This is a genomic window from Paenibacillus ginsengihumi DSM 21568 (genome assembly GCF_000380965.1).
Taxonomy (GTDB): Bacteria; Bacillota; Bacilli; order Paenibacillales; family NBRC-103111; genus Paenibacillus_G; species Paenibacillus_G ginsengihumi.
On record NZ_KB905610.1, the window covers coordinates 1 to 22,536 of the forward strand.

21 protein-coding genes and 1 riboswitch are annotated in these 22,536 nt (G+C 50.3%); of the genes, 3 read left to right on the forward strand and 18 right to left on the reverse strand.

From position 1 onward, the window contains the following. Positions 1-158: 158 nt before the first annotated feature. Complete coding sequence (locus F591_RS0122150) at positions 159-1,517, forward strand: IS4 family transposase (protein ID WP_019536798.1); 1,359 nt, start codon at positions 159-161, stop codon at positions 1,515-1,517. On the opposite strand, the gene F591_RS0122155 is transcribed toward F591_RS0122150, so the two are convergent. Continuing rightward, complete coding sequence (locus tag F591_RS0122155; RefSeq protein ID WP_019536799.1) at positions 1,480-1,965, reverse strand: hypothetical protein; 486 nt, start codon at positions 1,963-1,965, stop codon at positions 1,480-1,482. The genes F591_RS0122150 and F591_RS0122155 overlap by 38 nt on opposite strands. Between F591_RS0122155 and F591_RS33750 the strand changes: the two genes are divergently transcribed. Then, positions 1,904-2,074 carry a DUF5348 domain-containing protein gene (locus F591_RS33750; RefSeq protein WP_483823574.1) on the forward strand — a complete coding sequence of 57 codons (171 nt, stop codon included), beginning with the start codon at positions 1,904-1,906 and terminating at the stop codon, positions 2,072-2,074. The two genes, F591_RS0122155 and F591_RS33750, sit on opposite strands and share 62 nt — an antisense overlap. 197 nt (positions 2,075-2,271) lie before the next feature. Here the strand turns inward: F591_RS33750 and F591_RS0122160 are convergent, their stop codons facing one another. The 10 genes from F591_RS0122160 to lplA form a co-directional block, all read right to left on the reverse strand. Further along, positions 2,272-3,060 (reverse strand): DeoR/GlpR family DNA-binding transcription regulator, encoded by a 789-nt coding sequence (locus F591_RS0122160; RefSeq protein ID WP_019536800.1) that lies wholly within the window; start codon positions 3,058-3,060, stop codon positions 2,272-2,274. Between the two features lie 159 nt (positions 3,061-3,219). Continuing rightward, positions 3,220-4,263: a galactitol-1-phosphate 5-dehydrogenase gene (locus F591_RS0122165; RefSeq protein WP_026326818.1), complete on the reverse strand. Its 1,044-nt coding sequence runs from the start codon at positions 4,261-4,263 to the stop codon at positions 3,220-3,222. Positions 4,264-4,268: 5 nt separating this feature from the next. Beyond that, on the reverse strand, positions 4,269-5,765 hold the full coding sequence (locus F591_RS0122170; RefSeq protein ID WP_019536802.1) for a xylulokinase: 1,497 nt from the start codon (positions 5,763-5,765) through the stop codon (positions 4,269-4,271). A gap of 21 nt (positions 5,766-5,786) precedes the next feature. Then, the gene (locus F591_RS0122175; RefSeq protein WP_019536803.1) at positions 5,787-6,641 is read right to left on the reverse strand and encodes a class II fructose-bisphosphate aldolase; all 855 of its coding nucleotides are present in this window, start codon (positions 6,639-6,641) and stop codon (positions 5,787-5,789) included. A 40-nt stretch (positions 6,642-6,681) separates the two neighbouring features. Continuing rightward, positions 6,682-7,692, reverse strand: coding sequence for a zinc-dependent alcohol dehydrogenase family protein (locus tag F591_RS0122180; protein ID WP_019536804.1), 1,011 nt, complete (start codon positions 7,690-7,692; stop codon positions 6,682-6,684). Next, positions 7,689-8,507: a carbohydrate ABC transporter permease gene (locus tag F591_RS0122185; protein WP_019536805.1), complete on the reverse strand. Its 819-nt coding sequence runs from the start codon at positions 8,505-8,507 to the stop codon at positions 7,689-7,691. The genes F591_RS0122180 and F591_RS0122185 overlap by 4 nt, the downstream gene beginning before the upstream one ends. 5 nt (positions 8,508-8,512) lie before the next feature. After that, the gene (locus F591_RS0122190) at positions 8,513-9,409 is read right to left on the reverse strand and encodes a carbohydrate ABC transporter permease (protein ID WP_019536806.1); all 897 of its coding nucleotides are present in this window, start codon (positions 9,407-9,409) and stop codon (positions 8,513-8,515) included. Between the two features lie 61 nt (positions 9,410-9,470). Further along, a complete protein-coding gene (locus tag F591_RS0122195; RefSeq protein WP_019536807.1) occupies positions 9,471-10,787 on the reverse strand; it encodes an ABC transporter substrate-binding protein in 1,317 nt (438 codons plus the stop codon). 99 nt (positions 10,788-10,886) lie between these two features. Continuing rightward, complete coding sequence (locus tag F591_RS0122200; RefSeq protein WP_019536808.1) at positions 10,887-11,903, reverse strand: 1-phosphofructokinase family hexose kinase; 1,017 nt, start codon at positions 11,901-11,903, stop codon at positions 10,887-10,889. 373 nt (positions 11,904-12,276) lie between these two features. After that, positions 12,277-13,266, reverse strand: coding sequence for a lipoate--protein ligase (gene lplA / locus F591_RS0122205; protein ID WP_019536809.1), 990 nt, complete (start codon positions 13,264-13,266; stop codon positions 12,277-12,279). A 469-nt stretch (positions 13,267-13,735) separates the two neighbouring features. Here lplA and F591_RS0122210 point away from each other — a divergent pair, with 469 nt between their 5' ends. Further along, positions 13,736-14,500: a helix-turn-helix transcriptional regulator gene (locus F591_RS0122210; RefSeq protein ID WP_169445874.1), complete on the forward strand. Its 765-nt coding sequence runs from the start codon at positions 13,736-13,738 to the stop codon at positions 14,498-14,500. A 99-nt stretch (positions 14,501-14,599) separates the two neighbouring features. Here F591_RS0122210 and thiC read toward each other — a convergent pair whose 3' ends face one another. From thiC to F591_RS33025, 7 genes are all read right to left on the reverse strand, one after another. Further along, on the reverse strand, positions 14,600-16,360 hold the full coding sequence (gene thiC, locus F591_RS0122215; RefSeq protein WP_019536811.1) for a phosphomethylpyrimidine synthase ThiC: 1,761 nt from the start codon (positions 16,358-16,360) through the stop codon (positions 14,600-14,602). A gap of 226 nt (positions 16,361-16,586) precedes the next feature. Continuing rightward, a riboswitch (TPP riboswitch) is annotated at positions 16,587-16,693 on the reverse strand. 33 nt (positions 16,694-16,726) lie between these two features. Continuing rightward, positions 16,727-17,641, reverse strand: coding sequence for a rhamnogalacturonan lyase family protein (locus tag F591_RS0122220; protein ID WP_342665606.1), 915 nt, complete (start codon positions 17,639-17,641; stop codon positions 16,727-16,729). 1 nt (position 17,642) lies between these two features. Further along, positions 17,643-18,068: a rhamnogalacturonan endolyase family protein gene (locus F591_RS0122225; protein WP_019536813.1), complete on the reverse strand. Its 426-nt coding sequence runs from the start codon at positions 18,066-18,068 to the stop codon at positions 17,643-17,645. 191 nt (positions 18,069-18,259) lie between these two features. After that, positions 18,260-19,582, reverse strand: coding sequence for an ABC transporter substrate-binding protein (locus F591_RS0122230; RefSeq protein WP_019536814.1), 1,323 nt, complete (start codon positions 19,580-19,582; stop codon positions 18,260-18,262). A 400-nt stretch (positions 19,583-19,982) separates the two neighbouring features. Further along, complete coding sequence (locus F591_RS0122235) at positions 19,983-20,744, reverse strand: sugar phosphate isomerase/epimerase family protein (protein ID WP_019536815.1); 762 nt, start codon at positions 20,742-20,744, stop codon at positions 19,983-19,985. A gap of 29 nt (positions 20,745-20,773) precedes the next feature. Continuing rightward, positions 20,774-21,952 (reverse strand): Gfo/Idh/MocA family protein, encoded by a 1,179-nt coding sequence (locus F591_RS0122240; protein WP_019536816.1) that lies wholly within the window; start codon positions 21,950-21,952, stop codon positions 20,774-20,776. 12 nt (positions 21,953-21,964) lie between these two features. Continuing rightward, positions 21,965-22,342 carry a sugar phosphate isomerase/epimerase family protein gene (locus F591_RS33025; RefSeq protein WP_019536817.1) on the reverse strand — a complete coding sequence of 126 codons (378 nt, stop codon included), beginning with the start codon at positions 22,340-22,342 and terminating at the stop codon, positions 21,965-21,967. Positions 22,343-22,536: the final 194 nt, after the last annotated feature.

Genomic DNA, 22,536 nt, shown 5'->3' on the forward strand with positions numbered 1-22,536 from the left:
AACTCAACTTTCGCACCTAGAAAATCAATGTAAAACCAATTGTGGAGCGGGCTTAGGGTCTGCTGATTAGCCAGCTTGCCAAAATAGAAAAACACCGCTTCGTTTGGTAAAGTGAGAGTAACGACTTCCACTACCAGACAGAAGAGGTGTCTTCCATCATGATAGATCATCAGCCCGACCTGAATCAACTGCCTAACGAATTAAAGCCCGCTTTTCAAGAACTGAAAGTGATGAAACATCTTCAACAAGCCGGATTCCGTAAGCGTTTTGGCTTTAGCTGTGCTCGGCTGTTTCAACTCGTCTTTGTCCTTCTGTTTCACCAGAAGAATTGGTTTCGACTGCTTGAGAGCAGCAAGGGCGACTCCTTTCCCGGCAAGGATGCCGTCTATCGTTTCCTCAACCATGCAGGCTTTGCCTGGCGTCGTTTTCTGACGTCGCTCAGCATCGCAACAGTGCAGAAGGTCAACGTTCTTACGTCGGCAAATCGGGACACCGTCTTCATCGTTGACGATTCGATGTTCGAGCGCAACCGCAGCAAAGCCGTCGAGTTGCTGGCCAGATTCAAAGATCATGCTACCGGCGCTTATTACAAGGGCTTTCGCATGCTCACCATGGGATGGTCCGACGGCCATACTTTCCTGCCGCTGGACTTCGCGCTGCTCAGTTCCAGCAAATCTGCCATTAACGGCATGAGTGAGAAGATCGACAAACGGACGAACGGCTATAAGCGACGTCAAGAAGCACTCTTGTCGGCTCCGCAAGTGATTGTTTCGATGTTGGATCGCGCGCTTGCCGCGGGAGCCACGGCCTCCTATGTCTTGATGGACAGTTGGTTCACGCACGCCCCCCTCATTGGGGAAATCATATCCCGTGGGCTCCATGTGATCGGCATGATCAAGAACGACAATAAGCGTTTCCTTGTTCAAGGCCGGAAGCTGTCGTTAAAAGAACTATATGCGGCAGCGTCTCCGGTGCAAAGCAAGAAACGAGGCATCCTTCGTTCGATTCGAACCGAGCTTGCCTCCGGCATACCGGTTCACGTAGTATTCGTCCGTCATCGCACGAAGAAGAACGAATGGCTCGCAGTGCTGACGACGGATCTTTCCCTCTCCGTGGAGGACGTCATTCGTATTTATGCGATCCGCTGGGACATTGAGGTCTTCTTCAAGTGCACCAAGTCGCTGCTTCGTTTGCAGAAGGAGTTTCAAGGCCGCTCCTATGATTTGCTGATTAGCCATACGACCATTGTGTTTTCCCGTTATATTCTGCTGGCCTGGCAGCATCGGCAAAGTACGGATGCCCGCTCGTTCGGCGGCCTGTTTTATGTGTTGTGCGACGAAGTTGGCACGTTGGACTGGGCGATCGCCTTGCAGCAACTGCTCGATCTGATCAACGAAATCGCAACAAAAGCAGGAAAAAAGCTTTCGACTCTGATTCAACGTCAACTCCAGCAATGGATTGCTGCTTTGCCCAACTACATCAAGGCTTGTTTGCCGATTTCATACTGCGAAAGTTGAGTTCATAAGCCTTTACTTTATAAAACTCAGAGCGACAAATTTGCTCGAAAATGATGAAGTTACGTATCGATGAATTGATAAATACCAACTTTGACTTTTTAGTAGTGAGAATCTGTTCGCTTCCACATTTCACATAAATGTAGGTGTCCACATCGGCGAATTTTCCGATAATGATATATTTTTCATTTTCAATGACTGTTTCTTCAAATCCATTCCCTTCATAAAATATGTAGTAAATACCATTTTGTTTTAGTATCTCTTCATTTGGCAAACCAACCTCTAATAAAAAAGAAATCGTGTTTTCTGACAGAGTAAATTTTCGCAGCTCCCTTTCGTTGTATTTAATAAACTTACGTTCCCAAAAGTGCACGATATCTTCATTGGATATGAACAATTTTTTCACCCCTTGCGTATTGAAACGGCGGGAATCAATCGAAGAAAGATTCATCCGCGACATCCCTTGCCGAGTCGAGCTTGATCAGCAGTGGTACGTGATTATGAGAGATGTCAGGTTTAATCTGCGAGAGAGGGATCGGTATCGGATTCGTTATGGCTAATAGAAGGGGGAAGCCGGTTCATTGGCTTCCCCCTTCTAACCCTCCATATCCAGTCAAATTTCCCGGCAGCATCCGGACAGACAGCATACGTCGTCATCCTTCGGACATGATGTGTTAGCAGTAACACTCCCAGTCAAATGACAGCACAAGAAAACCCTATCGCAGAAGGAATGTAGTAAATCAACATTGAACTTTATTTAAGAAACAATAACATTGATGCCCCGCTCTCGGAGCTTATCCAGTTCTTCCGCAGGTGTACTGCGATCTGTGATGATCGTGTGAATTTGATCGACGTTCACAATTCGGTAAAAAGCCACTTTATTAAATTTACTATGGTCTACCAAGAGTACCACATGCTTCGAATTTTCGATCAGCTTACGAACGACCCTGGCTTCCTCCATGCTTGGCGTGGTTAGTCCATGCTCAATGCTAAGACCGTTGGTTCCAATGAAACAATATTCGCAGTAAACGCCATCAAGAGCATTTTCGGCGGTTTCCCCGATTAAGGCAAACGTGTTCGGGCGGATATGGCCACCGGTCAAAAATACCGTGCTATCACTTAAGCCCATGAGATCGTTCGCCACGTTTAATGCATTTGTAACGACGGTAAGTCCAGTACGATCTTTGATTATTTTAGTAAGGTGACTGATCGTTGTTCCTGTGGACAAAGCAATGGTCATGCCATTTTTGATCATCTTAGCTGCTTCGGAGGCGATCGCCTCCTTCTCATCCGATAGCTGGTCTTCTTTTTCCAGGAATGAAGGTTCAGCAAATAATTGTTCGTTGAGAATGGCACCGCCATGACTCCGAATCAATAACTTATCCCGTTCAAGCTTCTCCAAATCTTTCCGAATGGTGACTTCCGAAACATGCAGCGCATTGCTTAAAAATAAAACATCCACACTCTTGTGCAATTTTAAATAATCTATAATGAATTGGTGCCTTTCGATACTTCGCATTCTGCGTTGGCTTTGAGCCTCTTCCATTCAGGTTCCCTCTCAATGAATAAAAATTAGTTTCGTTTAATTGTGAATCATTTCGTTTATTATAGTATATTCAACTTTCGTTGTTATATCAAATGGAAAAGTTCATTGAGAGGCAAGCCGCGAAAAGGCCGTCAACACCGATAACGAGCGATTGCTTCGTCATTGATTTGTAAAAATAATTTTCCCTTTAACAGCATTCGGCTTTCGATATAATTCAAAAGCCTGCTCCACATCTTGCAAAGGAAACTTTTTATAAATAAGCTCATGAAGATTCAATCTACCCTCTTTAAGAAAATGAAGCGTAAGTTCCCACTCTGCCCCGGGAAATGGAGCGCTGTATGACATCCACGACCCGGTTAGCGTAAACTCCTTCCGGTTCATTAGCTCAAATTGCTTATGCGAAAATGTAACATCCCGAACGGGAGTCCCAATAAAGCATACTTTCGCTTTATTCGCGGCGAGCTCGAAACTCAACTTCATCGTTGCATCCGAGCCGGCTGTTTCCATAACAATTCCAAAACCTTTGTTCCCCGTTATGCCTTTCCAAGCCTCTTCAAAGCCAACCTCATTCGTATTTATCGTATAATCGGCGCCCAGAAGCCTTGCTGTCTTTAATCTTGCTTGGTCAATATCGAATACCGTCACATCCTGAGCACCAAGGATTTTAGCCCATTGGAGTGTCAGCAGCCCGATATTGCCGCCTCCTAGAATAGCGACATGTTCGCCCCCCTGAAACTGGATTAATCTCAGAGCGTGAAGAGCAACTGCCGAAGGCTCAACAAGGGAAGCTTCTTCAAAGCTTATACTCTCATCGAGAGGAATGGCATTGACCTCCGGAATCGCTACATACTCTGCCCAACTGCCGTTCACTCTGGAACCAATAAAAGAATAAAATTTACATTGAGCAAAGTTTCCGGCAAGACAATCGTGGCACTCATTGCAAGGCTTCAAGGGTACCCCTGCAACACGATCGCCTACCTTCAGCTTAACAACGGCACTTCCTATTTTCTCAACCACCCCGGAAAATTCGTGACCAAGAACGATCGGGTAATGATGAGCCGCATCGCCAAATACTCTTGGCAAGTCTGAACCGCAAATTCCGGTCGCTTTCACCTTCACTAATACTTCATTTGGCTTTAATTCCGGAATTTCTGTCTCATCAATCCGTATGTCATTTTTCGCATATAGCACTGCTGCTTTCACTCTGCTCACCATCCCATTTTCGGAAATACATCCTTGAGTTTATTGTAGGTTTCCAGATATACGTCAAATACATGTTGATATACTTGCCTATTTGCTTTATCAGGGAATTGTTGCCGCTGAATCCTCACTGTCCTTGACACCGCATCTTCAAAGCTGCGATAGCTGCCAGTGCCAACTCCAGCCAAAATGGCCGCCCCTAATGTCGCCGCTGCATCAGAAGAAGGGATTTTAAAGACCTTATCTGTTATATCTGCCTTGATTTGAGTCCATACCAAGCTGTTTGCTGCTCCGCCGACACTGTGCAGTGCATGAATTGGAACCCCGCTTTGCTCTGCTGTCGCTAAATTATGCTGAAGAGCTAACGCACAGCCCTCCATGATCGCCCGTATCATATGCCCCTTCGTCTTGTCAAAAGACAAGCCCATGAATACCCCTTTAGCATTCGGGTCCCAGATCGGAGACCGCTCTCCGGCCATATACGGAAGGAAAATCAGTCCATCGCTCCCGGCCCTAACCTTTGAGGCCAGCTCGCCCGCTTGTTCGAAAAAATCCGCAGCAGACTCGCCGGCGAACTCTCGCTTCAACCAATTTAAGCTGCCACCGCCAACCGTGCCTCCTTGCAATAGCCATTTGCTCTGGACAACATGGCAGCTTAAGATCAGCTTCTCATGTTTAAGCGGACGATTCATTACGATACTCATGCCACCGGCCTGCCCGCCTTGTTCTTGGACTTCCCCCGCATGGATTGCACCGGCTCCCAAGGTGGCGCAAGCCGCGTCCAGCCCCCCTGCTACAACAGGGGTCCCGACGGCAAGTCCTGTCTCGTTCGATGCGCGAGGGGTTACGCCTCCAACGACAGCACTACATTCGTAGATATCCGGAAGTGTTTCCGGTACAATGCCGATTTTCTCAGCGATGTTATAGTTCCAAGTGGCTGATTCGATATCAAAGGCATGCAAACCATTTCCTTGCGATTTATCTTGCGAATACACTTCCGTCAATTTATAGACCACATAACTATTGCATTGCAACCATTTATAAACCTGTCTGAAAAGATCAGGTTCATGTTCCCGAATCCAGGCGATTTTCCCCGTGACGTAGGAAGGAGCCAGCGGATTGCCAGACACTTCAAACAATGTTTCCTGCCCTATGGCTTGACTTAGCCTTTCACACTGATCAACGGTCCGGCGATCCAACCAGATCATGGCATTGCCCAATGCCTTTCCTTGAACATTCATCGGAATCGCCGCACCGCTTTGACCATCAACCCCAACCCCCTGAATATGGCGGGGATCAATACCAGTGCGATGGAACATGTCACGCAAGTTCTCGCATACGGCACGCCACCAGTCCTCCGGATTTTGCTCCGCGCATCCCGCATACGGATAATGGGTCGGATATGGCCTGGTGCCTTGAAATAAAATGTCCCCATCAAGTGTAAACAAGGCGACTTTACAGCCGGAGGTACCGATATCGATTCCGACCAAGTAGGGTTTGGACATGTTATTCCCTAACCTTTCTGTCTATGCTTTGTTAGTACAACCGCAAAGGGTCATTTTCTCGATCGCAAGCGCTTTGACAATTTCTTTTGCGCCTGCCATATACGAACGCGGGTCCAATTCGTCAGGACGTTCCGCAAAGCTTCGCTGCAGTGCAAGGGAGAACGCATTCTTAATCTCTGTCGCCACATTCATTTTTGCCATCCCCAAGGATACGCAACGCTTTACATGATCTCCTGGAATACCCGAACCGCCGTGCAGCACAAGCGGCACATCGACCCGAGCAGCGATTTGTTGAATGCGGTCAAAATCAATCTTCGGTTCCCCTTTGTAAATGCCGTGCGCTGTTCCGATGGCAGGCGCCAATGTTGTCACGCCCGTCAATTCAACAAAACGCTGACATTCTTCCGGATCAGCCAAAGCCGCCGCATCTTCGTCTACATGTATATCATCTTCAACGCCGCCAACCTTGCCCAACTCCGCCTCCACATTCACATTCAGAGCACGGGCAACTTCGACAACCTTCTTTGTCATCTCCACATTTCTTTCAAACGGATGCATCGATTGATCGATCATCACAGAAGTATAACCAGCATGCATACACTTTAAAATCAAGTCAAAATCCTGACAATGATCCAAGTGCAAAGCAATAGGCACACTTGCTCTTTTCGCAGCTGCCTTGGCTGCCCCAACAATGTAGTCGATTCCCAGATGTTTTACAGTCCCCACCGTCGTTTGTAAAATAAGAGGCGAGCGGCTCTCCTCCGCAGCTTCTGCAACGGCTTGCAGCATTTCTAAGGTATGCACATTAAACGCTGCTACCCCGTAACCTTCTTTTCTTGCCTCTACCAATAAAGGGGTGGATGAAATCAATGTCATGGTTACTCCTACCTTTCATTCTTGGATCTAGCCCAGTTCATTAAGACAGTCGCACGATACCTTTGATCAATTGCTGGTCCAGCCTTCCTTCGAGTACATCCTTCACCTCTTCCAGGGTAATCTCCGTCAAGAGCGACTCCAACTGCAATTGCCCCGATTCGATCAATCGAATGGCTCTTACTTGTGTGTCAGGATAAGTAAATGACCCGATAAGCTTTAATTCTTTACGGAACAGCTCAAATGGCTCGATCGGAACCTGCTTTCCTTTCGGGTAAGCGGCAAAGAGAAGAATGCTTCCGCCGGGCTTGGTCGCTTTGGCGCATTGTGATAGGACATCTCCGGCTCCCGCACAATCCACGGTAACATCGAGGTCAACCAGTGCCGCCAGCTTATGCTTCTCGCTGATCGGATCTATGCAGACGAATCCCAGCTTCTCAGCGGCTTTTCGTTTATTCTCTTGAGGCTCGACAAGAATCACTTCACTGGCTCCCTCGAGCTTCATGATCTGCAGCATGAGCTGCCCAATAAAGCCGCCGCCAAACACCGCACCGCGATACCCCGCCTTAACTTGAAGCCGGTCTAATCCATGCAACACGCAAGAGATCGGTTCAGCGAGGCAAGCAGCTGCCGGATTCGTCGCAGGCGACATCTTGTAAACAAGCTGTTCGGGAACCGTGCAGTATGCAGCAAGACCTCCATTCAAATCAACACCGAGGGCCGCCATTTGGCTGCACAAATGCGGTACGCCTTCCAAGCATGAAGTACAGCGGCCGCACCAAATATTCGGATTAACGGAAACGAAGTCGCCCACCTTTGTATGACTTACTTCTTGGCCGATCTCCTCCACAATGCCCGCGAATTCGTGTCCGATCGTTACTGGGAAGGTCGCCGGATATGAGCCTTTGTATATGTGACGGTCCGTACCGCAAATGCCGCAATACAACACTTTCACCAGCACATCTCGGTCGCCCGGAGCTGGTCGTTCTTTATATTGAAGCTCTATTTGGCCGGGTGCCTGGAGTATCAAGGCTGCGAACGATTCCTTATTCATTTTACGCCTCCCATGGTCATGCCTTGTACCAAGTATTTTTGAATACAGATGCCGAATACAATGACGGGAAGAACAATCATGGTCCCTGCAGCGGCCACTTCTCCCCAGCGGATGCCTTCAAATGTAATGAAGCTGGTAATGGCTACGGTCGCAGTCTTGGTTTTATCCCCTGTCAGGATGAGGGAGTACAAGAACTCATTCCATGACATGATAAAAGAAAAAATACTTGCAGCCGCAATGCCGGGAGCCGACAAAGGAATGGTTACCTTAATAAAGGCCATCAAACGGGAGAAACCATCAATTCTAGCTGCATCCTCGATATCGACCGAAATACTCTCAAAATAACTGCGCATCATCCACAAAATAAACGACAAGCTGAATGTCATATAGATGATCACTAGTCCAACCGTGGTATCCAGCAAGTGAAGCTCCTTGTACACCAGAAAGAACGGGAGAATGACCATGATCGGTGGTGCCATACGTGTAGACAGCACCCAAAATGCGAAGTCCTCTTTCTTCCTCATCGGGAACCTCGCCAGAGCGTAGGCTGCGGGAATTCCGATCAGCAAGCTGAAGAAGGTGCTTAACAAGCCTACCTTTAAACTGTTGGCATAGTAATGGAGAAAGGACCCGTCCTCCAGGACTTTCGCGTAGTTAACAAACGTCGGTGAAAAAATAAACTTGGGCGGCAGACTAAAAGCATCTACCCTTGTTTTCAAAGAGGTCATGACAAGCCACATCAACGGAAAAACAAAAGCGGCGATCATCAACCATAGCACTGCGTTAAAAAGAATCTCATGAGGTTTCCTGGGCATGACGATCACCCCTTTCTGGCAAAATGAATGACGAATTTGGAGATGGCTATAATCATGAAAAGCATAGTTAATCCGATGGATGCTGCGTAACCTACGTTCATAAAATTAAAGCCGGTCAAATAGCCGAACATATTTAACGTTTCCGTTGCTGTGCCAGGTCCACCTTTTGTCATCACGTAGATCGTATCGAACCAGCGGAACAAATCCATAAACCGGAAAACGAACGCTATCACAAGATAAGGTTGAATTAGCGGAAGAGTTAAATGTATGAACTTCTGAATGGCAGATGCGCCCTCTACCGTTGCCGCTTCATAGGGCTCTTCAGGCAAGGATTGAAGTCCTGCAAGTACAACCAGAGCTACGAATGGAGTCCATTCCCACACATCAACCGCAATGACAGCCCAGATAGCCGTATCTTCTCCCGCTAACCATGCTTGCGGGGCGAATCCTAATTGTCCAAGGGCATAATTGATAATCCCAAATTGGGGATCAAACATCATGACCCATATGAGACCGACAACAACCGGCGTTGTGATGGTTGGCAACAAAAACAATGTCTTCGCGAGTCCGCTGCCCCCAAATTTTCTAGACATCAGAAGGGCCAGCAATACACCCAAAATCATTTCGATAATTAATGAAGACAGCATGAACACAAAGGTTGTTTTTAATGAGCCCCAAAATCTTGAATCTTGAAGCATAAACCAATAATTGCCGATGCCATTGAAATGTCGGTTATAAGGCTCGGATAGCAAGAAACGCTGTGTACTTGTGAACAAAGCATATAGCGTCGGAAACACAGTTACGGACATTAGAAAAACAAATATTGGGGCTACCAATAGCTTAGGTGCGGAGTCTGTTTCCAATTGAAATAATAATTTTACCCGATTCCTTGTTAACCTCATTCAGATTGAACCTCCATCGTAACGGACGGTTCATGAAGGAACCGTCCGCCGAGTCCTTGCTTTAATTAAAATATTGTTCGATATCTTTTTGCGCGGCATCTAAAGCTTCTTTTGCGCTTCGGTTAGCGAGTACCTCGCTTACAGCAATGCCTAAACGGTCACCCATACGCTTCCACTCTTTAATACGCGGGCGGTAATCCGGGTCAGCCTTATCCATGCTGCTAACCGTTACGTCAATCCAACCTGGGTAATTGTATTTGTTTTTAAACTCTTGGTCTTCCCATACAGCTTTGCGGGTAACATCACCCCGCATGCCATCAAGCGCCGTTTTCAACTGGATGTCCTTGCTTGTCGCCCAAGCTATAAATTGGAATGCGGCTTCCTGTTTCTTGGAGCCTTTTGGAATAATCAGACCTGCAGTATAGACACTTGGAGAACTGCCGGCTGGGCCGCTTGGCACTTCCGCATATCCTATTTTACCTACGACTTTGGAGTTCTCGGGATTTTCAAGGCGGGGCGCGAAATTGGTGGCATCAATCGCCATTGCTACCGTACCTTGCTGGACAGCCAGCTGAACTTGGTCCCAACTGAAGTTGGCGCCGCCCTGAGGCGCGTAATTTTTCACGAGATCCGCATATACTTCCGTAGCCTTAATCGCTTCCGGGCTATTGAGCACCGGCTTTCCGTCTTGCAGCCACTTGCCGCCGTAAGCATTATAGAATCCGGCCCAAATATAAATGTTCATCCCTTCGCCGCGCATGCCACGCAAGGCAATACCGTACTTCCCCTCTTTTGTGAGCGCTTTCGCTGTGGCGACAAGTTCATCCATTGTTTTGGGTGGACCTTGAATACCTGCTTGTTCGAACATTTCCTTGTTATACATCAGCATGGTGCTTTCGCCGTAGAAAGGAAGACCGTAAATTCGGTTCTCCAGTTTAAACGCGCTTGAGAAGCCTTCAAGGAAATCCTTATATTGAACCTTCTCTTCATTGTTTGCAATGAATTCATCCAACGGGGCTATCCAATCGGCTTTTGCGTACTGGGTTGTAAACATCATATCCATCATGACAACATCATACTGATCGGAATTGTGAGCAAGTGCCAACTCCGTCTTTGCGTGAAGTTCCTCTTGCGGGAGAATGTCGAATTTCACTTTAATCCCTGTTTGTTTTTCAAACTCAGGCAACATCGTTTTAATCGCATCTACGGCAGTATGCTGCTGCATCGCGGCCGTGATCGTTACTGCATCCTTGTTTGCTTTCCCTTTGTTATCTGCTGTTCCAACGTTTGTACTTGACGAACAAGCCGTGAGCAAAGCGGAAAGGACCATTAAACCGGATAATGCCACTGCTGAATTTCTTGTCCGATAATCGACCATACTGTAGCTTCCCCCTAAAGTTTTGTAAGTGACAAAATAATGCGACAACACCGACAACTTTTGACTTTAACCCTCACCTCCCTCAAAAATTAAGAACAATCAAGCTAACAGAGTCACTTTAACATCATGAAACAATGCTTTCGCCTTGGTTGGTTCGACATGACCGGCAATAGGAAATAAAGCGTTCGAAGCGGCGACCGCCGTCCCCCATGCAATCGCCTCTATAATTTGAGAGTCAGAGACTGCACCTTCAATGGCTTCCAGTTTATGAGCTACGCCGCCTACCAGCGCATCTCCACATCCAACCGTATTCACAACCTGGACGGCTGGAGGGCTAACATGCCAGGCCGAGCTTTTCGTTACAACAATAGCTCCGTCCTTATCTAAAGAAACAACGACCACTTGGACACCTCGTTGAATCATGCACCTGGCTGCAGCCACTACACTTTCCATTGTTTCCAATTGGACTTGGGCCCATTGAGTCAACTCATCACGGTTGGGCTTACAAAGAAAGGGAGCGCTTTCAATTCCGCGAGATAGAGCAGAACCACTTGTGTCCAATACGGTTTTTGCACCGGCATCCTTTGCCAGCGTTATCAAATCAGCATACGCATACTCCGGAAGTCCTCTTGGCAAACTGCCCGAAAAACAGACAACACTGCTTTTAGCTGCACATTGAGCAATCTTCACTTTCATGGCTTCCCATTCATCCATGCTGATCACCGGACCGGGTTCCAGGATCTCGGTCTGAGTCCGATTCGCCACATCTATTATATTAAAGGTTTCTCTAGTCGAACCGGAAACCCAAACCGGATCACTCGCGATGTCCCTATTCAATAATTCATGATGCACAAAAGTTCCCGTATCACCGCCCAGAAATCCGGAGGATATGACTTTAGATCCAAGCAGTCGCGCTACCTTTGCGACATTATTCCCTTTGCCTCCGGGCTCCGATTTTACTTCTCTAACTCTGTTAACTTTCTCTAATTGAAATCCGTCAATGTAGTGAACTTTATCTACAGCAGCATTTAGAGTAACTGATGTAATCACTAACTCTCCCCCATGCATAATAATAACCAGACATAACGCAATTTTCCAAAACAAAAATATTTTCATTTCGTTTCGTTTTACTCCATATTATCCCTGTTACGAAACTTTGTCAATTGCTTTTTTAAAATATCTAGCAAATAATTTGAGATAAATTGTATTTTATATTTCGTTATATTTCGATTGTCTTTGTTTTAACTTTCGTTTTCGAGTTTTCCTGTGTTAATTTGCTCCATTTCATAATAATTGAAGCGATGATAAGTTTTGTTTTTTTGTCTTTAGCTGAAAATAGAAGAACGCCTTACGGCGTCCTTGTAAAAAAATCTATGGCGCTTAACGATACGGCGTGCCCTGGGAGAGGAAAGGACATAGAGCTCCTGCCGCCCCCCTTTTTTTCCACGCCCCCCTGCGCTGATGCCCGCTGCCCTCTCTGGCGGAGCGATTAGACGAGCAGTGACAGCCATTCTCCGCGATCGATCGGCCCGAAGTAATACGTCAGATCGACGTCCTCGAGCGCCTTGTCGATCGCATTGCGGTCGTACCGGACGCCGATAAGCTTGTCCGTCACTTCCGATACTTCGCCGCGGCCGAAGAAGTCGCCGTAGATGGTCACTGCGCGAATCTCGCCCTTATCGACGTTCAGGCGGACATCGAACGTGCCGACCCCTTCGACCCGTTTCGTCTGCCGCATGTTAAAGGCGGGGGACAAGCCGTAGTTCCAGTCCCAGCAGCGATAACGGCTGTCGGCCAGCTCCCGCACGGCCTTTCGGTCGTCGTCGCTCAGCCGGTATTCGGGGATCTCCGCGCCGCCGAAGATCGACCTCTGCAGGAAAGCCTTGAACGCTTCGATCGTCATCGGCTCCTTCAGGAATTCGGAGATGTTGGCGACGCGGCTGCGCACCGACTTCGTCGCTTTCGATTCGAACTTCAGCGGATTCGCCTTGAGGGCCGAAGCGACGTTCTCCATGCGGGAGTCGAACAGCAGCGTGCCGTGGGTGAACATCCGCCCTTTCGTCGCGAACTGGGCGTTGCCCGATATTTTGCGGTCGCCGACCTGAATGTCGTTGCGGCCGCTCAGCTCGGCCTCGACGCCGAGGCGCCGGAGCGCTTCGACGACGGGGGCGGTAAACCGGCGGAAGTTATGGAACGATTGCCCGTCGTCCCTGGTAATAAAACTGTAATTCAGATTCCCCAGGTCGTGATAGACGGCTCCGCCGCCTGACAGCCGGCGAACGACGTGAATGCCGTGCTCGCGAACGTAGTCGGCGTTGATCTCTTCCGCGGTATTTTGGTTTTTGCCGATGATGATGGAGGGCTCGTTAATGTAGAAAAGCAAATAGTCTTCTTCCGCCGGCAGCTTGCGCAAAATATATTCTTCCAGCGCCAGATTCAGGGCGGGGTCGTGAACGTTGCCGTTGTCGATAAACAGCATGATGATGGCCTCCTGTCCGTCAAATTTCGCCTTGCGGCTTTTAGCCTTTATTGTACATGAGGCTGACCTTGAGAACAAACGGGCGGAAAATGGGCTGCGTATCAGCTGCTTGCAGCTGGCAAGGCCGCACCGATCACGCCCGCCAAAACTTATGGCATAACCCCTCATCTTCAAAAAATAGTATAAGCAGTTAATCCCTGATTGTTCCGTTCGGCGAAGCGTGCGGCCGCTGCCGCTTTGCAGCGGGGAATAGTCATCACTTGCGCTCGTTGTCATCCGTTGATTTGTTGATGAACCGGGGCTTAAGGGGGTGCCTGGCGGCCGAATATTTTGTTATGATGAAATGGATCAGATACTTCTCCGAATAAAAGGTGAGAACAAGATGCTGCCGCCCAATAATAAGTTATGGTATGGAAAACCGTCAGATCCGTTTCATATCGAATTCTCGAATCGGACCGGACATGTCACCATGAATCGTTATCATATCCATCATCACTATGAAGTGATGTACTTGTTCTCAGGGGTTCGCGGTTTTTTCATTAAAGACCGGTCGTACACGGTTCGCCAAGGCGACCTGGTGATCATCGATGCCAACGAAATTCACAAATCGTTCGACATCGGCATTCCCGATTATGAGAGAGCCGTCGCCTATTATGACGCCCACTATTTCGAAAGCTTTGCGAGGGAGGATGCGGAGCGGCTGCTCGCTCCGTTCAAAGGCCATCCGATTCTTCATTTGTCGATTCAGGAAAGCGTAATCATCGAGGATGTGCTGAAGGAATTCGCGGAGGAAATCACGCGGAAGCCGCCCGCCTACGAGCTGCGCCTTAAGCAGTTGTCCGCAGAGCTGCTGCTGCTTATGTTCCGGTTCATTGAGAAGCGCAAGCCCGCTCCGGTCGAGCAGGATTCCCCGATCAAGCGCAAGATGATCGAGATCGTCCAATATATTAACGGGCATTATCCGCAGCCGCTTCATTTGACGGCGGTATCCAAGCAGTTCTACATCAGCCCCAGTTACTTGAGCAAAATGTTCAAAGAGGCAACGGGCTTCTTCTTTACGGAATATGTGAATATCGTCCGGGTCAAGGAAGCGCAGCGCCTGCTGCGCGAGACGGACATGAAAATCATCGACATCTCGGCAGCCGTCGGCTTCGGCAACGTGTCCCACTTCGGCAAAGTGTTCAAGCATGTCGCTTCCGTATCGCCGCGCGACTATCGGCAATATTATCGGTAACGGCCGGCCCGATCTAACGTTAAACGAAAAAACGCCTTGCGGCGTTTTTTGCGATGATTGATGCGCTTTGCGTGATGAGGGCTGGTCTAAGAGCGTTGTTTACCCATAAATCGAGGCGCCTTCTGCGCGGAATTGGCTCGCCTTTTCCTTCATGCCGGCCTCCAGCGCTTCCTGCTCGTTCAGCCCCTTGGCTGCCGCGTATTCGCGAATGTCCTGCGTAATCCGCATGCTGCAAAACTTCGGCCCGCACATGGAGCAGAAATGGGCGGACTTGGCCGCTTCCGCCGGAAGCGTCTCGTCATGGTACGCCATCGCCCGCTCCGGGTCCAGCGACAGATGAAATTGATCGCGCCAGCGAAATTCAAACCGCGCTTTGGATAGTGCGTCGTCCCGCTGCTTGGCCCGGGGATGGCCTTTGGCCAAATCGGCGGCGTGAGCGGCGATTTTGTAGGCGATAACGCCTTCCCGGACATCCTCTTTGCCGGGCAGGCCAAGATGCTCCTTCAGCGTGACATAGCATAACATCGCCGTGCCGAACCAGCCGATCATCGCCGCTCCGATCGCCGACGTAATATGATCGTATCCCGGCGCAATATCGGTTGTCAGCGGACCCAGCGTGTAAAACGGCGCTTCGCCGCAGACCGCCATCTGCCTGTCGACATTTTCCTTGATCATGTGCATCGGTACGTGTCCAGGCCCTTCGATCATTACCTGCACATCGTGCTTCCAGGCGATTTTGGTCAGTTCGCCAAGCGTATCCAACTCGGCGAACTGGGCCGCATCGTTGGCATCGGCAATCGAGCCGGGACGAAGACCGTCCCCCAGGGAAATGGCGACATCATAGGCTTTCAAGATTTCGCAGATCTCCTCGAAATGGGTGTACAGGAAGTTTTCTCGATGATGCGCAAGACACCATGCGGCCATAATCGACCCGCCGCGCGAGACGATCCCTGTCACCCGCTTCGCCGTAAGCGGCACATATCGCAGCAGCACCCCCGCGTGAATCGTAAAGTAGTCCACGCCTTGCTCGGCCTGTTCGATCAAGGTGTCGCGGAAGATGTCCCAGCTCAGCTCCTCCGCTGCGCCATTTACCTTTTCCAGCGCCTGGTAGATCGGAACCGTTCCGACCGGGACCGGCGAATTGCGAATAATCCACTCGCGCGTAGTATGAATATTTTTCCCGGTTGACAGGTCCATGACGGTGTCGGCGCCCCAACGGACCGCCCAGGTCATTTTCTCGACTTCCTCGTCGATGGACGAAGCAACGGCGGAATTGCCGATGTTGGCGTTGATTTTCACGTGAAAATGACGTCCGATAATCATCGGTTCGCTTTCGGGATGATTAATGTTAGCCGGAATGATCGCCCGCCCTGCCGCAACCTCAGCGCGGACAAATTCAGCGGACACGCCCTCCCGCAGCGCGATGAACTCCATCTCGGGCGTAATGATGCCTTTGCGGGCATAATGCATCTGGGTCACATTGCGTCCCGGCTTGGCCCGCAATGGCTGGCGCACGAGCCCTTCCGCCAGCGGTGCGCCTTGCGCTTTGGCTCGCTCGGCTGTTGCAAAACCGTTATCCTCCGGCTTCGGTGCCCGCCCGGAATACGCTTCCGTATCCCCCCGCTCATCGATCCAGCCACGGCGCAAAGGCGGTAGGCCACGCTCGACATCGATCCTGCAGTCGGGGTCCGTATATGGACCGCTGGAATCGTACACAAGCACGGGCTCATTCGGTTCGCGGGAATCTCCGCGCACCGTGTCGGCCAGCTCGATTCTCCGCATAGGGACGCGAATGTCCGGCCGGGAACCGGTCACATATACTTTTCGGCTGCCGGGTAAGGGGGTTGTCATCAAGCTCATCATTTGTACCTCCTGAAAAATATTGGAAATTCCACCAGAAGGCTATGAGATAGGAGCTGCTGCGCAGGGCAAGCCCAGGTACGCTTCGGGAAGCCAAAAAAGCCGCCCAGAGCGGACGGCTTCCATGGTTATCACAGCGGTTGAACGATACCGAAACAGCAGTGGCGTCATGAAACAAAGCCTCCGGGGGCTCGGCCGCAATCTCTGCTTGGTATGTTCTGCAAATGCTCTACCATTTCCACTTTCCTACGCTGGCATTATCCAGATCAGGTTCGAAGGGACCAAAGCCTGCTCGCTTTATCTCAGCCCTTGCGGGCGCCCCTAGTGGTTTCCTGCTTCGATTGTACTTGCTATGCGCCGGAAATGTCAACCATTGTAAATCGAATCGAGCTTATTGGCTGACATGCCTGTGTAATAAATATGAGGCACCGGAGGCGCGGACATGCCGTCTCCGAGATAATAGTCGGTCAAGTGAGACTGCAAGTACCCTTTTACCGTCATGCTATTGCGGTATAGCGGGTTTTGCGCGAGCGTGTAGATTCGGTGCTCTGTTGGCATGTTTGTCGTGAATATGATCAGCTTGTTGTACTCTTCATTCGCGAGAATCGCCTCTTCCCGCCAATCCCCAATCAGATCGCCATAAAACTTGGGAACTCCCCGCCAGCTGCCAACCCCGTAATTTCGGGGCGTTTCCAAACGCTCCACCGTTCCTGTTTGATAATTCCATTCTTCGATTTTCCCGTCGTTATAGCTTTCGCTCAATAAATCTCCGTCCCCCCAAAAATTAATGACAGGCCACGGATCTTTCTGCGACGGAATCAGCGTGTTCGTCGGGCCGTTGTAGATGCCTGAGAAAGACCACACTTCATAACCGGGATATCGCGGGTCAAGGTCGCCAACGTTGCCACGGCCGACATCGCCTGCCGGGGGCGCTGTCGTATGCTGCCAAATCATCGAACCGTCGGCAGCATCGTAATAATACTCCAATACGCCATAAGGGTTATTTTGTTGAATCCCGTATCCCTGAAGTCCGGGCCTGCCCGGGTCGAGCTTGCCGACGTAAAACCGGTCGCCATGAACGATATGGCTGCCGGTCAAGGAGTAGCGCAAAGTACCGTCGCCATTCAGCACGAAGCCGATATGGACGATCTCGTCCTTCCCGTCGCCGTCGACGTCCGCGAGCCGGATTTGGTGACCGTCAGCGAGGTTCTGCGTGCCGCGCAGCCATTTCCAATCCCGCACAAGGTTCCCGTCTTCCATATGATAGGCGGCAACAACCAGGTTAAAGGAGCCGTCGGCATTGGGGCTTCATCGTTTCGCGGGCGACGAGAAAATCGTATTCGCCATCGCCGTCGAAATCCCCAACCCATACATGATTGAAGCTGCCGCCATCGCGTAACGGAACGGTGTAATACGGCGCGTCCACGCTATTCGCCTGAAGCGTGAATGATCCGCTGGCCGCCTGCTCCTGGCCGCCTGACACCGGCTTTACGAAGTAAGTATTATCCTGCGTCAGATCAGCGGTCGTATCGGTAAAATTGGTGCCTCCGGTCAGCACCGAACTGTTCAATCGGACGGCCGGGCCTCCCGCTGCGGAGCGGTAAACGTTGAAGCCGATCCCTGAAGGATCGAGCGCCAGCAGACGCCAGCTGATAAAGACGTTGGAACCGTCTCGGACAGCTACGACTCCCCGGCCCAAATTTTCCATTTGCCTTGGCCCCGTCGCCGCGTCTGCCGAACCGGCAGGCCAACAAGCCGATGCAGCGACAACGGCAACCGCCACTGCTGCATGCAAGAACCTTTTCATGAATCGATGGCTGCATCTCATTAGCTTTCATCTCCTTTTTCAATGTTCGTCTCGGTTTGAAACTTACGGATATCCATATTCGGGAATGCGGATCACCTTTTCGCTTCCGCGATGTTCTTGTTCGCATTTTCGTCCGCCGTACGAATCGCCGTATTCATATCGGTTTCTCCCAGCGCCACTTTCGGAATCACGGCTCGAATCTCCGATTCCGCATTGCCGTCGTAGAGAGTTTTCATCGGAATGGGCGCCGGTTTTTGAGCGAATACGGCAGGCCAGTTTTTGTCTTTGTACGCACTATCCTGGGCAAAAGCATTCACGACCGTGTCCGTCGTCAAGGCGGGAACGTTGCCTTTCCGGGAGATCGCCAATTGAAATTCCTCAGAGATCAAGTATTTGATCACCTTCATGGCCGCTTCCTTGTTTTGGCTTGTTTTGGTGACACTGAAATAGACGGGGTAAGGCTGGCTTCCGATGCCTGGCAGCTCCTTAAGCTCGGGCATCGTTGCGATCTCCCAATTCAGACCGTCCATCTGGTCGGCGCTTGTAAACACCGTGCTGGTCAACCCGATATACATGGCCAAATTGCGGTCCTTGATAAAATTGCTTTTGGCAGGAAGCACGGCTCCGCGCTCGTTCCTCATGAACTCCTGATAGCCGTTCGCTGCAGCCGGCTTCACAAAGGCCGTATCGATCAGCTGCTTCCACAATTCGTTCGTGCTGAATGAAGGCTTTAGCGTATCGGGGTCCACTAATCCAAGGGAGTATTGATTCGTTCGGAGCAGGTGCCCGAGCTCGGCGTACAGGCCTACGATTTGCCGGCCGTTGTCGTTTCGGGTCAGCTGCTTGCCGAGCTCGATCAGCTCCTCCCAGGTCGCCCCGTCCCGCGGATAAGGAATGCCGAATTGATCGAACAGGTCCTTGTTATAGAGCAGAACCAGCTTCTCGTTCGTCACCGGTATGCCCCACATGCCGCCCCCGGAAATCTGCTTCATCCCTTCTACGGCCGCCGCATCCAGCAGGCTCAGATCGATATTTTCTTTCTTGATCATCCCGCTCATATCGAACTGCAGATCGTTTTTCACCATCGAGTTCATGAAATAGCCGATCGTATCGAAATTGATATCGATCGTTTGGCCGGCGGCGAACAGTTCGCTTTTGCTCGTTCCCTGCCCTGTCTCGATATAAGTGATTGTATAATGAGGGAATTTGCTGCGAATGGCGTTGCCGAATCTTTCGTCGAAGCTTTCCACGGAGTCGCCGCTATCGGAATGAATAACGAGTTCCGCCGGCTTATCCGCCTCGGACAAGCTTCCGCTGTCATCTTGCCCGGCCTTGTCGCTGCCGTTGCACCCTGTTGCCAGAACAGCGGCGAGCGCGGCGACGAGGATCGTCAAGCTCGTTTTTTCGCGATTCACTTTGTTCTCTCCTCAAAACCTTAAACTCGCGTTCCCGGCAATCCGGAAAACGCTTTCCTCTTGCAGCAATAAGACGTGATGAGTCTCCCCTTTCTACCTGCATCCGATCCAACGCTTTACGCCATCGCCGATCGCCCCCCACTATTTGGAATTAAGCGTTTACAATACGTAGACTACCAAACGTGCTGGAAAAATACCCCGCATATCTTATGCATTTATTGGAAAAATCCCGCATTTTTAGCGAGCATTTGCCGTCTCCCGAAGGTTAGGTCGTGCTTAACCTTTTTTCCGTTCGTTCATGGCAGCCAAAAAAATAACCCGGCCGCATTTCGCTGCGACCGGGTAACCGCTGCTTATTCGCGATTCGTGCACCAAGCTTGGGATGATGCGTCTTGCCAGCTTAAGCGAAGCCAGCCTTCTTGAGATTCTCGAAGCTGATTCTCAAGCTATCGAAGGCATCGGTAGGACCGGCGTCGCGTTCGACCAAATACCATTGGACGCCCGCTTCCTCGCAGGCGCGGAAGATGGCCGGCCAGTCGAGGTTACCTTCCATAATCTCGGTCATAATCTGCTTCTCGTCAATGATCGTCATATCCTTTAAATGAATGGCTTCGATTCTTCCCGCCAGCTTGCGAATCCATGCGGCCGGATCGGCTCCCCCCGCCTGTACCCAGTAAGTGTCCAGGGTGAACAGGAATGTATCCGGGTTCGTGGCCTCCGCAATAATATCCAGACCCAGCTTGCCGTCATACTTTTGAAATTCAAAATGATGATTATGATAGCTGAACTTCAGACCGTTTTTGCCCAGCTCATCGGCAATTTCCGCAAATTGCTTGGCAAACGCATAATACCCTTCGGCATTGCGATACGAGGAAGGCAGGCCGCCAAGTCCCGCCAGGCGGCAGCCGAGGGTATGGTGATCCTTGATGACTCCGTCCAGATCCTCCGTAAACCGCGCATATGGCGTATGCGTGAGCACAATGTTCAATCCATGGGAGCGCGCCATGGCAGCCAATTCATCGGCCGGTATGGGACCGAGCCCCGACGCTTGCACGGTTGTATAGCCGATCTCTCTGATTTTGCGTAAAGATTCATCGATCGCCTCCGGCGTCTTCGCATATTCTCGAATCGTGTAAAGCTGTACCCCTGCGATTTTAGTCATGCCTGTGTCTCCTCCTTAATGAGTTATCCTTAATGGGTTCCGGATATATCGACAACTTGATGGACCATGCTTTTCTTAACGGTCGAACTGGCGATCTTCTCCTGAAGGAGCTCGTAGAAATGGTCATGGTCAAAACGCTCGAGATCAACGAGGGTATCCGTCCAGCTGGAATAATGGATTGCGTTTGAAATGAGCAGGCCGCAAATGCCTTCTTCTCCTGGCGCCAAGAGCTTCTCCCCATGCAGAATCGCATTCGTAAAATTTTTCATAATGCCGACATGCCCCTCGCCGCCGCCTTTGCCCAGAGGAACTTCGCATTTCCAGTTCTCTACTCTGCCGAAAGGATTGGTGTTCGTCCGGTTATGCTCCCGCTCCGATATCCGGTTCCGGTAGAAGGTAATGGTATTGTTCTCAACGACGATCTTGCCCATATCGCCGGAAATTTCCAGTCTGTTCGTACCCGGCAGCTCTCCGGTTGAGGTAATATAGACGCCGCTGGCTCCGTTGGCGAATTCCATATAAGCCGTTACATCATCTTCAACTTCGATGTCGTAGTATTTGCCGTAGCTGACGAAGGAACGAAGCTTCTTCGGCATACCCAATATCCACTGGAACAGATCCAGATTATGAGGATTTTGGTTGATGAGCGTCCCTCCGCCTTCGCCCGCCCATGTGGAACGCCACGAGCCGGAATCATGGTAAGCCTGCGAGCGGTACCAGTCGGTGACGATCCATACCGCGCGCTTGAGACCGCCCAAATCCCCGCTATGGATCAGCTCCCTCACCTTCTGGTATACCGGGTTCGTACGCTGATTGTACATCATCGCGAAGACTTTGCCGGATTTTTCGGCAGCGGCATTCATCTCGAGCACTTGCTTGGTATAAACGCCGGCAGGCTTCTCCACCAGCACATGAAGTCCGTTCGCAAAAGCCTCCACAGCAAGCGGAGGGTGATCGTAGTGAGGCGCGGCAATCAGCACGGCATCGATGAGCCCGCTCTTGTACATCTCCGCAGCGTTGCCGTATGCCGGTACGTCCGTTAAATGGTTGCGCGCCCACTCCCTGCGTTCCTCGCTGATGTCGCACACGGCGCCCAACTCCAGCCCGGGAACCTTCTTGTTTATATGAATTTGCCGGCAATGGCTTAAGCCCATGTTGCCAAGGCCGATGACGCCGATTCTCACCTTGTCCTGACGCGATGCATGCATACGTATCCCACCTCATAATGTGAACTTCTTTTTCATAAATGCCAAAGCGGCCGGAAGCTCTTCGTCCGGATGCTTCACGCTGCATTCTGCAGACAATAGCCCGGTATAGCCGGCCTTTTGCAAAGCCTGAACAAACGAATCGTACGGGTACTGCCCCGTGCCCGGGCTTAACCGGCCTGTATCCGCCAAATGAATATGAGCCAGCCAATCTTTATGTTCTACTAATGTACCTAGCGGTTCGTTCTCCTCGTTCATATGATAGAAATCCGCTAGCACCCGTATCGAACGGCGATTGACTTGACTGGCGAAAGCGACCGCTTCGGAAACGCTATGAATGAAATTCGTTTCTTTCCTATAGCCTAACAAACTTTCCGGGGAAATTCCCCGCATATCTTATGCATTCATTCGGCAAATCCCGCATTTATTGAACAACATGGAAAGAGAACTCCAGCTTCTTTATCCGGTATTCCTTCTGCGTCATGTTCATATATTCGCGAAACGCTTTGCCGAAGTAACACGGATTTTGGCAACAAAAAAAGGCATGAGCCCGGTCCATTCCCGAAGCTCATGCCTATAGTCATATC